Annotated in this window: 12 protein-coding genes; 5 read left to right on the top strand and 7 right to left on the bottom strand. The window is 66.5% G+C overall.

Annotation, left to right across the window (positions count from 1 at the left end):
- Positions 1–185 precede the first annotated feature (185 nt).
- On the top strand, positions 186–1,190 hold the full coding sequence (locus J4E58_RS24735) for an AraC family transcriptional regulator (protein WP_087090866.1): 1,005 nt from the start codon (positions 186–188) through the stop codon (positions 1,188–1,190).
- A 119-nt stretch (positions 1,191–1,309) separates the two neighbouring features.
- Here J4E58_RS24735 and J4E58_RS24740 read toward each other — a convergent pair whose 3' ends face one another.
- A complete protein-coding gene (locus tag J4E58_RS24740; protein ID WP_087090865.1) occupies positions 1,310–1,834 on the bottom strand; it encodes an SgcJ/EcaC family oxidoreductase in 525 nt (174 codons plus the stop codon).
- Positions 1,835–2,004: 170 nt separating this feature from the next.
- Here J4E58_RS24740 and J4E58_RS24745 point away from each other — a divergent pair, with 170 nt between their 5' ends.
- Genes J4E58_RS24745 through J4E58_RS24760 form a run of 4 tightly spaced genes read left to right on the top strand, consistent with a single transcriptional unit; the run spans position 2,005 to position 6,648 of the window.
- Positions 2,005–3,189, top strand: coding sequence for a sensor histidine kinase (locus J4E58_RS24745; protein WP_087090863.1), 1,185 nt, complete (start codon positions 2,005–2,007; stop codon positions 3,187–3,189).
- Entirely contained in the window at positions 3,186–3,860 is a 675-nt protein-coding gene (locus J4E58_RS24750) for a response regulator transcription factor (protein WP_087090861.1), read from the top strand. The genes J4E58_RS24745 and J4E58_RS24750 overlap by 4 nt, the downstream gene beginning before the upstream one ends.
- Entirely contained in the window at positions 3,857–6,199 is a 2,343-nt protein-coding gene (locus tag J4E58_RS24755) for an ATP-binding protein (RefSeq protein WP_087090859.1), read from the top strand. Before J4E58_RS24750 ends, J4E58_RS24755 begins: the two co-directional genes overlap by 4 nt.
- Positions 6,196–6,648, top strand: a complete 453-nt coding sequence (locus tag J4E58_RS24760; RefSeq protein ID WP_009044010.1) for a response regulator — start codon at positions 6,196–6,198, stop codon at positions 6,646–6,648. The genes J4E58_RS24755 and J4E58_RS24760 overlap by 4 nt, the downstream gene beginning before the upstream one ends.
- Positions 6,649–6,662: 14 nt before the next feature.
- On the opposite strand, the gene J4E58_RS24765 is transcribed toward J4E58_RS24760, so the two are convergent.
- The 6 genes from J4E58_RS24765 to J4E58_RS24790 all read right to left on the bottom strand — a co-directional run bounded on the left by J4E58_RS24765 (position 6,663) and on the right by J4E58_RS24790 (position 13,569).
- A complete protein-coding gene (locus J4E58_RS24765; protein ID WP_087090857.1) occupies positions 6,663–7,919 on the bottom strand; it encodes a DUF2235 domain-containing protein in 1,257 nt (418 codons plus the stop codon).
- 234 nt (positions 7,920–8,153) lie between these two features.
- Positions 8,154–9,509: an OprD family porin gene (locus J4E58_RS24770; RefSeq protein ID WP_087090855.1), complete on the bottom strand. Its 1,356-nt coding sequence runs from the start codon at positions 9,507–9,509 to the stop codon at positions 8,154–8,156.
- An 80-nt stretch (positions 9,510–9,589) separates the two neighbouring features.
- Positions 9,590–10,795, bottom strand: a complete 1,206-nt coding sequence (locus tag J4E58_RS24775) for a DUF1624 domain-containing protein (protein ID WP_087090853.1) — start codon at positions 10,793–10,795, stop codon at positions 9,590–9,592.
- Between the two features lie 587 nt (positions 10,796–11,382).
- Positions 11,383–11,631, bottom strand: coding sequence for a hypothetical protein (locus tag J4E58_RS24780; protein WP_087090851.1), 249 nt, complete (start codon positions 11,629–11,631; stop codon positions 11,383–11,385).
- A gap of 194 nt (positions 11,632–11,825) precedes the next feature.
- Positions 11,826–12,725 carry a polysaccharide deacetylase family protein gene (locus J4E58_RS24785; RefSeq protein ID WP_087090849.1) on the bottom strand — a complete coding sequence of 300 codons (900 nt, stop codon included), beginning with the start codon at positions 12,723–12,725 and terminating at the stop codon, positions 11,826–11,828.
- 157 nt (positions 12,726–12,882) lie between these two features.
- Positions 12,883–13,569 (bottom strand): phosphoribosyltransferase, encoded by a 687-nt coding sequence (locus tag J4E58_RS24790; protein ID WP_087090847.1) that lies wholly within the window; start codon positions 13,567–13,569, stop codon positions 12,883–12,885.
- Between the last annotated feature and the right edge of the window lie 9 nt (positions 13,570–13,578).

Raw genomic sequence — 13,578 nt, forward strand, 5'->3', positions numbered from 1 at the left:
CCGACGTGATAATGGCTCATTGCTATTTATGATCCCCCCTGCCCGGACGGCTCGAAAGTGTTCCCGGATACCTTTCGTTTGTCCTTGGAAACACCGCACCGCCCTTTCTCGACTGTGGCCCGAGGTTTATTGCGATCATGCGCCAGCGCCAATGACATCAATTAGCCACCAGTCCAGGAAGTACTATGCACAGAATGACCGGCACCAGTTTCCGGGTGCTTGCCGATGTCCTGACCGATGCCGGAGTCAAGGTCGAGGCCTTGCTCAAGCGCCACGGCAGCAGCCACCAGGAGGCCTGTGAAAACCCCATGGGCGTCAGGCTGGAGCTGGTCTACGCGTTGCTGCAAGACGCCGTGCAGCTGTGCGGCAACCCGGACCTCGGCCTGCTGGCGTACACCAAGGCCCACCCGGCCAACCTGGAAGTGCTCGGCTACGCGCTGATGTCCGGCGCCACCCTGGACACCGCGCTGCAACGCCTGGTCGACTATCACTCGCTGGTCAGCAACGGCTTCTACCTGTGCCTGGAGCGCAGCCCCCAGGCCGTCACCCTGATCGGCTTCGACATCGCCCTCGAACCGGGCCTAGTGCCGCGGGCCTTCATCGATGCCGGCGCGGCGCAGACCCTGGGCCTGGTGCACTGGCTGCTGCCCGGGCACAAGCCGCAACCGCTGGCGGCGAGCTTCACCTACCCGCGACCGCCCGACACCCGCGCCCTGGAGCACCTGCTGGGCGCCAACCTGCAGTTCGAGGCGCCCTACAACAGCCTGAGCTTCAGCCCGCGCGATTGCGCCATGGCCCTGCCCAGCGCCGACCCGGCCCTGGATGTGCTGCACATGGAATACGCGCGAACCCGCCTCAAGCTGCTGCTCGACGGCTCGATGACCGCGCGGGTAAGGCGGGTGTTGTCCGAGCGCCTGGCCCAGGGCGGGCCCAGCGACCTGCGGCACATCGCGCAGTTGGTGGGGGTCAGCAGCCGCAGCCTGCAGCGACGCCTGGGCAACGAAGACATGCACTTCTCGGCGCTGCTCGACGAGGCGCGGTTGATGCTGGCCCACAGTTTCCTGCGCAACTCGGCGCGCAGCGTCAAGTACATCGGCGCCCTGCTCGGCTTTCGCGACCAGAGCAGCTTTCACAAGGCCTGCCGCCGCTGGTTCGGCATGACCCCGGGGCGTTATCGCCAGGAAGGCTGAAGCCGCCTGAACCTTGTAGGAGCGAGCTTGCTCGCGATAGCGGTGGATCAGTCAACGGATTGCGTGACTGTCGGGACGCCATCGCGAGCAAGCTCGCTCCTACAGAAGGGGTCGCCTTTTCAGCGATGGCTGGCCTGCAATGGCGGCTGCGCCTGGGGCATGGCCGAGGAATGGTGGTTGAGGATCTTCCACTGGCCGTCGATGCGCTCGTAGAGGAAGGTGTAGCGCGCCTGCACCTGGCGGGTCGCACCACCGGCCTCGTGCAGGGTGAAGGTGTAGACGCCGCTGTCCATGGCCGCATCCGTGCCCAGGTGGCGGATTTCCCGGTAGTTGATCTGGCCCACCGGCTTGCCCGCGAGGAAGTGCTCGAAGTAGTCCTGGATCTGCGCCGGGGTGGTGCGCACCTGGTTCGACACGGTCGGCTGGAGGATCGCGTCGGCGGCGTAAAGACTGGTTACGTTTTTTGCGCTGCCGGTTTGCAGGGCCGCGTTCCAGCGATCGAACAGGCCGGCGATCTCCCGGTCGCCCTGGTTCTGCGGCTGCTCGGCGACGGTGCGGTACACATAAGGCGTGGCGTCCAGGGCCTGGGCCAGGGGCGCGGTCAGGGCCAGCAACAGGGCAATGGCGGTGGTTGGCAGTTTCATCGGAAGGCTCCAGTGGGTTTCAATGCGCCCACTTTGCCCACCCGTTGCGGCCTCGCCATCGGCCAACCGGTGCCGGCGGCCTATGCCATTCGGCAGATAGGCCCACAGCCGGCAAGCGGGTCTAATGCCTGCTCGCGAGCGCACGCCCTTCACGCTGGAGCCTGTTTTTCATGCAAAGCCCGACCCACGACCCCGGCAGCGCCCTGGCCATTCGCAGCCAGTATCGCCAGGCGCAAAGCCGCGCGGCGCGCCTGCGCCTGCTGGTGGACACCGGCCAGGAACTGACCCAACTGCCGCCCGCAGCCATGCGCCAGCGCGCCCTGCAACGGGCCTGTGCCTTTATGGCGATGGACCACGGCCTGCTGCTGGAATGGCACCCCGCCCAGCCGCCCCAGGCCACCGCCCAGCACGGCGGCAGCGAACGCCTGGCCGCCCTGCATGAGCTGGCCAAGTCTGCGACCCTGCACCCCGAATGGCTGCCGCAGACCGATGCCGCCCTGCCCCAGGTGCTGCGCATTCCCCTGCCCGGCGCCGACGGCCAGGCCTTCGGCGCCTTGCTGCTGGCCAACAGCGTGGCCCTGGCCGCACCCGACAGCGAGGACCTGGAATCCCTGCAATTGCTGGCCACCCTGCTGGCGGCGCACCTGGAAAACCAGCGCTTGCTCCAGGCCCTGCAAGCCCGGGAACGCACCATGTCGGAACTGGTGCACCGGCTGTTCAGCGCCCAGGAAGACGAACGCAAGCGCGTGGCCTACGACCTGCACGACGGCCTGGCGCAAACCCTGGCCGGGCTGCACCAGCGCCTGCAGGGGTTTGCCGGACGCTGCCCGACATTGCCACAAGAGCTGCACAGCGAGCTGCAGACCATCCTGACCCTGGCCCAGGGCTGCGTCGGCGAGGGCCGGCAGTTGATCGGCGGCCTGCGCCCTAACGTGCTGGACGACTTTGGCCTGTACAAGGCCATCGACAAGGAAGCCGACCGCCTGCGCGACGCCGGTCTCGAGGTGCACTGGCGGCAACAGTCCAGCGCGCGCCTGCCGGGCGCCAGCGAGATCGCCCTGTTCCGCATCGCCCAGGAAGGCATCAACAACATCCTCAAGCATGCCCGCGCCAGCCGCGTCGAACTGAGCCTGCAACTGGCCGACGGCCAGGCCGCGCTGGCGCTGGCAGACAACGGCGTCGGCTTCGCGCTGGGCACCCCGCTGTCCAACTGCGGCGGCCAGCACCTGGGCCTGGCGGCGATGCAGGAGCGCGCCAGCCTGCTGGGCGGCGAGCTGTCCTGGCACAGCGCCCCCGGCCACGGCACCCGCCTGCTGGCCCGGGTGCCGCTGCCCGCTGCTGGAGAACAGCCATGAACCCTGCCCTGCGCCTGGTGCTGGCGGACGACCATGAAGTCACCCGCACCGGTTTTGTCGCCCTGCTGGCCGGCCACCCGGAGTTCGAGGTGGTCGGCCAGGCCCGGGATGGCCAGGAAGCCCTCGACCTGTGCGAGCGCCTGCAACCGGACATCGCCATCCTCGACATCCGCATGCCGCTGCTCAACGGCCTGGGCGCCGCGCGCCTGCTGCACCAGCGGCAACCGGCGATCAAGGTGGTGATCTTCACCATGGACGACAGCCCCGACCACCTGGAAGCAGCGATTGCCGCCGGCGCCGTCGGCTACCTGCTCAAGGACGCCAGCCGTGGCGAAGTGCTCGGCGCCCTGCAGCGGGTGGCCCAGGGCGAGGAAGCCCTCAACAGCAGCGTCAGCGCCCGGTTGCTGCGGCGCATGGCCGAACGCAACGCCGGCGGCAGCGGCGCTGCCCAGGTTGTCGCCCTGACCGCCCGTGAACGCCAGGTGCTGGGGCTGGTGGCCGGCGGTTTCAGCAACCGCGAGATCGGCGAAAAGCTCGGCATCACCACCGGCACCGCCAAGGCCCATGTGGAACGGGTGATCGGCAAGCTCGGCGCGGCGGACCGCACCCAGGCCGCGGTGCGCGGCATCGCCCTGGGGCTGGTGGCGCAGCCCGCGGGAGACTGGCCATGAGGCTCCTGGCCAGCCGGCACTGGCTCGACCTGCCCCTGCGCGGCAAGGCGCTGGTGGTGATCTCCCTGCCGCTGGTGATCCTGCTGCTGTCGCTGGTGCTGATCTACATCACCGAACGCCAGACCGCCCGCGCCGAGGAAGACGTGCGCCGGGTGCTGCTGGTGCAGGGCGACATCCAGACCGTGCACACCCTGCTGGCCGAAGCGGCGGCCAGCGTGCGCGGCTACCTGCTGACCCGCCGCGAAGACTTCCTGCCCAGCTACGAACGTGCCCAGCCGCTGATCCAGGCCGCGCTGCAACGGCTGGACAGCAACATTCGCGATGCGCGCATGCGCGACCACCTCAAGGCCATCGCCCCGCTGATCGGCCACAAGCTCGACGGCCTGGTGGCCCTGCGCAACGGCCGGCCCGACGACAGCGCCAGCATCACCGCGATCCTGATCGAGAACAAACAGGTGCTCGACGTGCTGCGCGAGCAGATCAGCGCCATGCGCGTCCGCGAAGATGGCTTGCTCGCCGAACGCAGCGCCGCGGCCTCGGCGACCCGCATGCGCCTGCTGCTGGCCACGCTGCTGGCGGCGCTCTGCGGCCTGTTCGGGGCGATTGTCGCGGTGCTGTTCTTGTCCAAGGGCATAGTCGCCCGGGTGCAGCAGGTGCAAGGCAACGCCCAGCGCCTGGCCCTCGGCCAACCGTTGCGGCCGCAAGCCCCGGAACAGGACGAAATCGGCCAGCTCGGCACCCGCCTGGTGGAAGCCGGGCAACTGCTGGCCGAGCGCGAGCGGGCCCTGCGCGACAACGAAGAACGCTTGCGGCTGATCATCGACGGGGTCAAGGACTACGGGATCTTCGCCCTCGACACCCAGGGCCGGGTCACCACCTGGAACGCCGGCGCCGAGCGGATCAAGGGCTACCGCGAACAGGAAATCCTCGGCCGGCACTTCTCGCTGTTCTACCTGGCGGAAGAATGCCCGGCGCACCCGGACATGGCCCTGCGCGAAGCCACCCGCGACGGCCATTACATGGAGGAGGCCTGGCGCTGTCGCAAGGACGGCAGCCGCTTCTGGGCCAGCGTGGTGATCACCGCGCAGTACGACGCCAGCGGCGCGTTGCGCGGCTTCTCCAAGATCACCCGCGACATCACCGACCGCCGCGCCGCGGAAATCGCCCTGCGTACCGCCCGCGAGGAAGCCGAAAGCGCCAGCCGCGCCAAGAGCGAATTCCTCTCGCGCATGAGCCACGAACTGCGCACCCCGCTCAACGCCATCCTCGGTTTCGCGCAACTGCTGGACATGGACTCGCCGAGCGGCCAACGGCCCCAGGTCGGCCATATCCTGCGCGCCGGCCAGCACCTGCTGACCCTGATCAACGAGGTGCTGGACATCGCCCGCATCGAGGCCGGGCACCTGGCGCTGAATGTCGAGCCGATCGCCCTGGCCGCGGTGCTGCACGAGGCCCTGACCCTGGTCTCGCCGATGGCCACCGACGCCGGCATCCAGCTGGCCGCCCTGCCCGCGCTGAGCGAGCACAGCGGGGTGATCGCCGACCGCCAGCGGCTGATCCAGGTGCTGCTCAACCTGCTGTCCAACGCCATCAAGTACAACCGGCCCCAGGGCCAGGTGCGGATCGCGGTCAAGGTGCTGGACACCCGGGTCGAAGTGGCGGTCAGCGACACCGGCGCCGGCATTCCCCTGGAGCGCCTGGACCAGTTGTTCCGGCCCTTCGAACGCCTGGGCGCCGACCCGCGGGTGGAAGGCACCGGCCTGGGCCTGGCCCTGAGCAAGAGCCTGCTGGAAATGATGGACGGCAGCCTGCGGGTGCACAGCACGCCGGGCCAGGGCTGCTGCTTTACCTTGCAACTGCCCTTTGTCCAGGTGGCCGCGACCGGCGCGCGCCAGGCCCTGGAGCAACAGCTATTGGAACAACCGACGGCGGTACTGCCGGCCCGGGTCGAGGCTGGGGCATACCGGGGCCAGGTGTTGTGCATCGAAGACAACCTGTCGAGCCTGGCGCTGATCGAAACCCTGCTGCAACGCCGCCCGGGCATTCGCCTGCTGTCGAGCATGCAGGGCCAGATGGGCCTGGACCTGGCGCGCCAGCATGCACCGCAACTGATCCTGCTGGACGTCAGCCTGCCGGACCTTGCAGGCCTGGAAGTGCTGCGCCGGCTGCGGGAGTCGCCGACCACCGCCAGCACCCCGGTCGTGATGATCACCGCCGACGCCAGCGCCCTGACCCACCGCGCCCTGTTGCAGGCCGGGGCCACGGCGATCCTGACCAAGCCCATTCATATCCCGGCGTTTCTCGCCCACCTTGAGCAACATTTACCGGAGCCCGCATGAACCACGATTTGCGCATCCTGATCATCGACGACCAGCGCCCCAACCTCGAGCTGATGGAGCAGTTGCTGGCCCGCGAAGGCCTGCACAACGTGCTGAGCAGCACCCAGCCGCTGCGCACCCTGGAGCTGTTCAACAGCTTCGAGCCGGACCTGGTGATCCTCGACCTGCACATGCCCGAATTCGACGGCTTCGCCGTGCTCGAACAGCTCAACCGGCGGATCCCGGCCCACGATTACCTGCCGATCCTGGTGCTGACCGCCGACGCCACCCGCGACACCCGCCTGCGCGCCCTGGCCCTGGGCGCCCGCGACTTCATCAGCAAGCCGCTGGACGCCCTGGAAACCCTGCTGCGGATCTGGAACCTGCTGGAAACCCGCGCCCTGTACAAAGCCCTGCGCCAGCAGGTGCCGGCGCAGCAGATCGAGCTGCTGCGCCGGCATCGGCAGTGAGTGGGCGAGCGACCCTAGAGGTTGTACTCATCCAGCCTCGGCGAGTCGCCCACCTGCTCGATCAGCGCGGCATCGATGCGCAACAGGTTTTCCGGCTGGTACGTCAGTTGGCTGCCCCAGGGCTGGTCGTCGGCCAGGGAGCCTTTCAGGCGGACGGCCACGGAGTCATGCACCCGGACTTTCTGCCCTGGTTTATCCGTGAGAATCTCCCGCGACCTGGGTTTGCCGAACGGCGGCATCGAACCGTACTCACGGACCCGCTTGTGGGTCTTCGAGTTCCAGACCAGGCGTGGCACCCACTCGGCGATCAGCCAGTTGCGGGTCAGGGAATCGTGGGCCTGGGCCAGCGGATCCTGTAGCACAGAGGGTGGATAGAGTTCTGCGCGACAGGCTTCGGCATCGATGCTCAACCCGGCCTCCAGGCACTCGCCGACCATCCAGCGCAAGGCAATCAACGCCAGCTGCGATTCGCCGGCGGGGTAACCGCCGCCCACATCCGAATGCACGCCGGCGAACCAGACCTGCTTGAGGTTCACCCCCTCGTCCTCTGTCCAGAGGTTCTGGCGGAAAAAGCTGCGGCGTTCGTCCAGGGACACCGCATGGCGGATGATCTTCACGTCCTTGTTCCGGCGGGTGTAGGGAACGATCAGCGGGTCGTACACCCAGCCCACCGAACTCACGGTGTCGAACAGCCCGAGAAAGTGAATGCTCACCTTCCGGGCAAAGCTGCCCTTGAACGCCTCCATCAAATCGAAATCCGGTTTTTTATCCGCGCTCATGCGCCACCAGGTGTAACTCATGGCCCGCTGGCGATTCGGCTTGGAATTATCAGCGGATTTCAAGCGAGTGGTCAGCAGCGACCAGGCAAAGTCCATCAGCTGGACCTGATGGGCCGGCAACAGGCCGATGGTATGCAGCAGCGCCGCCAGCACCCGCACCGCGTAGGAGCCGCGGGAGAAACCGAAGAGGAAGATCTGGTCGCCGTCCCTGTAGTTCTCCATCAGGAAGCGGTAGGCATTGAGCACGTTGCGCTTGATGCCCCAGCCGAACATCAGCCCGGCGATGCGCGACGGCACCTTCTGCCATTCGAACAGGGTTTCGCTGAGCCCGAAGGTGCCCACGCCCTGGTCGTAATAGGCCAGCAGCGTTTCGCTGTCCTTGGGTAGCGAGCGAAACAGCCGGACCACGTTGGTCGGTTCGTCACTGAAACGGTTGTTGGTGCCATCGATGCAGACGATCAGCTGGCGCGCCTTGATCCTTGTGTTCTCCACGACCTGGTTACCCCATGGCAGTCAAGTGAGGTTCCCGCGCGGCCAATCGGCCAGGCGAGGACCGGTGTCACCCTACGTCCGTGTCATGACAACTGCTGCGGTAAAGCCTGAAGGGCTCTCCAAGGCATAGCAGCATTAACGGCGCCCGGCCATAAAGCCCCGGGCAATAAATGTCCGGACCATGAAAACCCCTCCGCAAGGAGGGGCCGGGCGCTGACGGGCCGTGCCTGGGCCCTAGAACCTGCCGCCCAATGGATACTCGATCGCCAGCCGCAGCTGGTCGGCATCCAGCTCGGCCTGGGCTTTATTGCCGCGGTGCACGGCGTGGCGCAGGGTGACGGCGAGGTTTTTCGCCGGGCCGGACTGCACCACGTACTTGGCCTGCAGGTCGCGTTCCCAGTGCTTGCCGCCTTCGCCGTAGCCCAGCCAGGCGTAGCCGCCGCGCGGGTCCATGTGGCTGCCGTCGATGCCGCTGCCGCGCACGTACAGGGCGCTGAAGGTCAGGCCGGGCACGCTGTAGCCGGCCATGTTCAGGTCGTAGCGGGCCTGCCAGGAGGCTTCCTCAGGGGCGTTGAAGTCCGACAGGGCCACGGCGTTGCTGAGCAGGATCGCGCCGCGGGTGACGTAGTCGTAAGGCGTGTCGCCGTCGACCTTCTGGTAGCCCAGGCCAAAACTGTGGGCGCCACTCTTGTAGGTCGACATCAGGCTCCAGGTGGTGTTGTCGATGCGCCCCGACAGGGCCTTGCCGGTGTCCTGGGTGCGGTACAGGTTGAAGTCGAACGTCAGGTCCTGGCCCGGGCTCAACGGCAGGTTGTAGAGCGCGCCGAGGTACTGCTGGCGCCAGGTGTCTTCGTACAAGGCGCTGAACAGGCTGGCGTTGAGGCCCTTGATTGCCGTATTGCGCACACCGACCAGGTCGAAGCTGTCGCCCTGCTGGCCATTGGAATAATTGACCACGAACCCCTGGTCGTGGCTGGTGGCGTTGCGGTCGGTGCTTTCGTTGAAGTGGCCGCCGTACAGGGTGGTGTCGCTCAGCTCGCGGCTGGTGAGGAACCAGCCGGTGGCGGTCTCGGGCAGCAGGCGGCTGTCGGAGGAACCGAACACCGGGGTCTTGACCCGCTGCTCGCCGTAGCGCAGTTCGGTGGAAGAAAAACGCAGCTTGGCCACCGCGCCGCCGCGGCTGAATTCGTCCTTGGGATGGCCGTCGTTGTCCACCCCCAGCAACCGCGCCTTGCCGGCCCGGCCACCGCCGCTGTCGAGTTTCCAGCCGGAATACACATGGGCGTCCAGGCCGAAGCCGAGCGTGCCCTGGGTGAAACCGGAGCTGTAGTCGGCCATCAGGCCGTAGGCCCACTCCTCGGCCAGGTCGCTGCGTTCGGCGCGGGGCTTGTAGGCGTTGCGCGCGCCATTGCTCAAGGAGCCGTGACGATAGTCGCGACGGTCGTAGAGGCTGCGGTTGAACAGGCTCCACTGGCTGTCTTCGATAAAGCCCTTGGCATTGTCCTGCTCCGCGGCCAGCGCGAGCAGGCTCTGGCCTCCCCAATGCCAAAAAAATGCCAACAACAGGGTGTGTCGGGTCAAGGTCTTCACTGTGGAACTCCCGAAAATCGATAAATGGCGGGCGATAAGAGGCAGTGCGCCGCTATACGGGCGCACCACCGGGATCCCACTCAGAGGTATTTGAGGATCGCGATATCGCGGCGACGCTGCTTGAGGCCGGCGAACCAGCGCGTCGGGAAGAACAACAGCACGCCGAGGATCAGGCTCCACAGCCAGACGCCGGACAGGTTGTCGAAGCCGTAGTAAGTGCCCTGGTTGGCGCCCCAGATGGCCACGGCCACCAGGTACATAGCCTTGAGCACGTACAGGTGCAACAGGTAGAAGAACATCGGCGCGCCGCCGTAGATCGCCAGTTGCGCGGTCGACCAGCGTTCCTGGACCTTCTCGAAGTACGCCAGGAGGATCAGCCCCAGGCCCAGGGTCGGCATCAGGAACATCAGCGACGGCGGATACTTCTTGGCGCTCATGAAGCTCATGAAGGTGCGCAGCGCATCGCCGGTCTGCACCCAGGGTTTCTCGCCGTAGACGTTCAGGTAGCGGATGAACACGAAGGCCACCAGCAGGCCGCCGCCGACCTTGAGCAGCCGCGAAATGCGCGCCGCCGGCTGCACGTCCTTGCCGAACCACGGGCCGATGGCCCAGCCCAGCAGGATCACGCCGATCCATGGCAACACCGGGTAGGTGGTGCGGGCGCGGGTGAACTCGGTGATGTCGATGAACACCCGCTGGTGCAGGATCGACCAGGGCACGAAGAACGGCGACTCGGGGCCCACCACCACATCATCCAGCAGGTTGTGCCCGGCGACGATGGCCACCCCCAGCACGATCAGCCAGCTGCGCTTGAAGTGCAGCAGGCCGGCCAGCACGATCATGCAGATGCCGATGCACCAGATCACCTGCAGCCACAGGGTCTTGGGCGGGAACTCGGCGTTCCAGGCAAAACAGACGAAGGTCAGTTCGAGGAACACCAGGAACAGGCCGCGCTTGAGCAGGAACACCGAGGTTTCCCCGAGGCTGTGTTTCTGGCTGTAGAGCCAGGCCGACAGGCCGGTGAGGAAAATGAACACCGGCGCGCAGATCTCGCTGAGCATGCGGGTGAAGTACAGGTCCGGGGTCACGCTCAGGGCGTCGATCGGGTCGGTGACCTGGCGATGCAGGAGGAAGGTCTCGCGCACGTGGTCCACCAGCATGCACAGCATGACGAAGCCACGCAGGGCGTCGATCGCCAGCATCCGCGTATTGGCCTTGGCCACGCTGCCCGCCAGCGCAGGGGACGCAACGCCCGCCTGCCCTGCCAATCCAGTAGAAAGAGTCATATCAGTCACTTGTGTGGAAGGTCGTTAAACCTGGGCAGGACGGTCGCGGCGGGACGCGGGCTCGGGATGGTTCTTCGGGGTACAGGGGCTGGCCCAGTGGGGGTGTTTGCCATGCTCATTGGCATTGTCGTGTGCTCCTTTGGACTCTCATTCAACGAATCGCCTCCCCACGCTCTGATGGCGTTGCAATTGCTCGGGGAAAGACTGCGCGCCTGCCTCTGGCGGGCATTGCCGCGCGGTGCTTGGGTTGTCTGCTGGGGGCTGTCGTGCACAGGGCTTTGCCTTGCGCGCGCAACCCGCTGTCGGTCGAAGCTTCGTGGGCCGTTATCGCCCGGGTCTGGCAAATGGCCGGCCCAGACGCAAGCGCGCCCTTTTTGAGGCGCGCGCGGGAGTGAACGATCAGACGACGAAATGTTATCAGATAACATTTCATATTGAGAGTGGAACGAAGCGCTGGCGGAACAATTTACCCCGCGGCCTGCGATCTTTCGGGGGCAGCGAGCGAATTGCACCCTTTCCAACCCGGGGCAAACAACAACGGCGCCCTCGGGCGCCGTTGTCAGGTCGGGCGAAAAGCGCCCGGCGACTCAATCATCATCGTCGTCATCGTCACGGTCGCGACGATAGCGCCCGTCCTTGTCCCGCCGGTCGTAGCGGCGGTCGTAACGGTCGTCGTCACGATCGCGGTCGCGGTAGTAGTCGCGGTCATAACGGCTGTGGTCGCGCCAACCGTCATGGTCGCGATCGTAGCGTCGGCCGTCGTCCCAATGGGGGTAGCAGCCACCCAGCAGCAGCGTGGAGCAAAGGGTCAGGGTGAGTGTCGCGAATCGCTTCATGGAAGTGTCCTAGAACCTGGGTCAGAACGATGGGTTGGCAAAGCAGTCCGGCAACGCAGCGGGCCCTGTGCGAACCGGCGGCGCCGGCGCCTGCAACCACCCATGTGACTGTAAAACCAGCGTTTTATTCGATCCTGGCGAGGCACTGGCGGACCGACGGTCATGTCTTGTCCAATGCGAACGGTCACGCCTGCTCAATGGGAATTCCTGTCCCACAGCCAGTTCCACAGCCCCGGCAACCGCACCGGCTGTTCGCTGTTGGTGACGGTACGGGCCATGACCGCCCGTTGCAGCGCCGCGGTATCGTCGTAGAACGGCTTGGGCGCAGTCGCAAGGCCAGTGGCCTGGGCGCTGTCGAGCAGGATCTGCAGGTATTCCCGGGTGTGGCGGGCGGTGTAGCGATTGAGGTCGTGGAAGGTCACCACCACCGGGATCACTCCGTCCACCGTCGGCAACTGGCCCAGGGCAATGCGTTCGCGCACTTCCGACAGCTGGCGCAGCATATTGGCCCGGCGCCGTGGGCTGGCGTTGAAGCCCCAGACCTTGCCGTCGTTGGCGCTGAGGTCGGTGAGCAACACATGCAGGCCATGCCGTTGGTAGGCGGCGAAGGTGCGCTTGTCGTAGTTCCAGAATGGCGGGCGCACCAGGTTCGGCGGCACGCCGGTGATCAGTGCGATATCAGCGCTGCCGTCGTTCAGGGACGCCTCCAGTTCCGGTGGGTCGAGCGAGCGATGGTTGGTGTGCCTCGGCGTGGCGGTATGAAAGCCCAGCACATGGCCCTCGGTGTGCTCGCGGGCCATTATCCGCCGCCCTATGTCGCTGCCGCCGGCTCGCGAGGCGCGGGTCTGGACGAAGAACACCGCCTTGATCGCCGGTTGCAGTGGATTGTCGAGCAGGTCGTCGAGCACCCGTTCGGTCGGGTTGTAGAAACTGGAAGCGCTGGGGCCGTCGTCGAAGGTCAACAGAAAGCGGATCGGCGCCTGGGCGCGCAGGCGTTGCTCGGTCTGCGCGGTCATTTCGATGGGGGCAGCGATGCAACCGCCCAGACCAGCGGCGAGCAACAATGCGCAGAGAAGCTTGAAGCTTTGTTTCATGTTTTGCCCTGTGCCGGACCGTTGCGGTCGTCACCTCAATGGCAAAAATCCGTCGCCCATGGATCCCTCGCCCGGCCTGCACGCAGCGCCGGGCACAGCTTGGAGGGGCAACGGCGGTTTTGGTTCCGGAGCGCCCGCTTTCAGGCAGCCCGCGCCTTCATGCCGAACCGCCTTCGCAGGGCCGCTGCCAGGCACGCTGCAACAGGTCGATCACCTCCTCGTCCGAGGTCTGGGCAAAGTCCGCGTAACCATTGCCGATCGACACGAACCACAGGGGCGTGATCGGGCAGATCAGCTCGTCGACCTCGAAACTCAGGGTGTCGACGGTTTCCTGCGGCCCCAGGGGCACGGCCACCACGATCCGCGCCGGGTGCTGCAGGCGCGTCGCCTGCACCGCGGCGTGCATCGAGGCGCCGGTGGCCAGCCCGTCGTCCACCAGGATCACCACCTGGTCACGCAGGTCGGGCGCGGCCCGGTCGCCACGGTAGACCCGTTCGCGGCGCTGCAACTCCTGGGTTTCCCGTATGGTCACCGCTTGCAGCTCGGCATCACCGAGGTGATGGCTGCTCAGGACGTCCTGATTGAGGATGCGGATACCACCGCTGGCGATGGCGCCCATCGCCAGTTCTTCATGGCCGGGCACGCCAAGCTTGCGCACCAGCATCAGGTCCAGCCGCACCTCCAGGGCCCGGGCGATTTCCCAGGCCACCGGCACCCCGCCCCGGGGCAACGCCAGCACGATCACCTCGGGCCGGCGACTGTATTTCTGCAACGGCGCGACCAGCCCTTGCCCGGCGGCCTGACGGTTGCGCAGGGTCATCTGCAATGACGGATATTCGCTCATGTCTCACCT

This window comes from Pseudomonas sp. FW305-25, assembly GCF_017351415.1.
GTDB classification, from domain to species: Bacteria; Pseudomonadota; Gammaproteobacteria; order Pseudomonadales; family Pseudomonadaceae; genus Aquipseudomonas; species Aquipseudomonas chlororaphis.

Bases quoted from the DNA above. Each gene is read 5' to 3' on its own strand.
- J4E58_RS24735 (WP_087090866.1), top strand. From the start codon at position 186: ATGCACAGAATGACCGGCACCAGTTTCCGGGTGCTTGCCGATGTCCTG.
- J4E58_RS24740 (WP_087090865.1), bottom strand. From the start codon at position 1,834: ATGAAACTGCCAACCACCGCCATTGCCCTGTTGCTGGCCCTGACCGCG.
- J4E58_RS24760 (WP_009044010.1), top strand. From the start codon at position 6,196: ATGAACCACGATTTGCGCATCCTGATCATCGACGACCAGCGCCCCAAC.
- J4E58_RS24750 (WP_087090861.1), top strand. From the start codon at position 3,186: ATGAACCCTGCCCTGCGCCTGGTGCTGGCGGACGACCATGAAGTCACC.
- J4E58_RS24755 (WP_087090859.1), top strand. From the start codon at position 3,857: ATGAGGCTCCTGGCCAGCCGGCACTGGCTCGACCTGCCCCTGCGCGGC.
- J4E58_RS24775 (WP_087090853.1), bottom strand. From the start codon at position 10,795: ATGACTCTTTCTACTGGATTGGCAGGGCAGGCGGGCGTTGCGTCCCCT.
- J4E58_RS24790 (WP_087090847.1), bottom strand. From the start codon at position 13,569: ATGAGCGAATATCCGTCATTGCAGATGACCCTGCGCAACCGTCAGGCC.
- J4E58_RS24785 (WP_087090849.1), bottom strand. From the start codon at position 12,725: ATGAAACAAAGCTTCAAGCTTCTCTGCGCATTGTTGCTCGCCGCTGGT.
- J4E58_RS24780 (WP_087090851.1), bottom strand. From the start codon at position 11,631: ATGAAGCGATTCGCGACACTCACCCTGACCCTTTGCTCCACGCTGCTG.
- J4E58_RS24745 (WP_087090863.1), top strand. From the start codon at position 2,005: ATGCAAAGCCCGACCCACGACCCCGGCAGCGCCCTGGCCATTCGCAGC.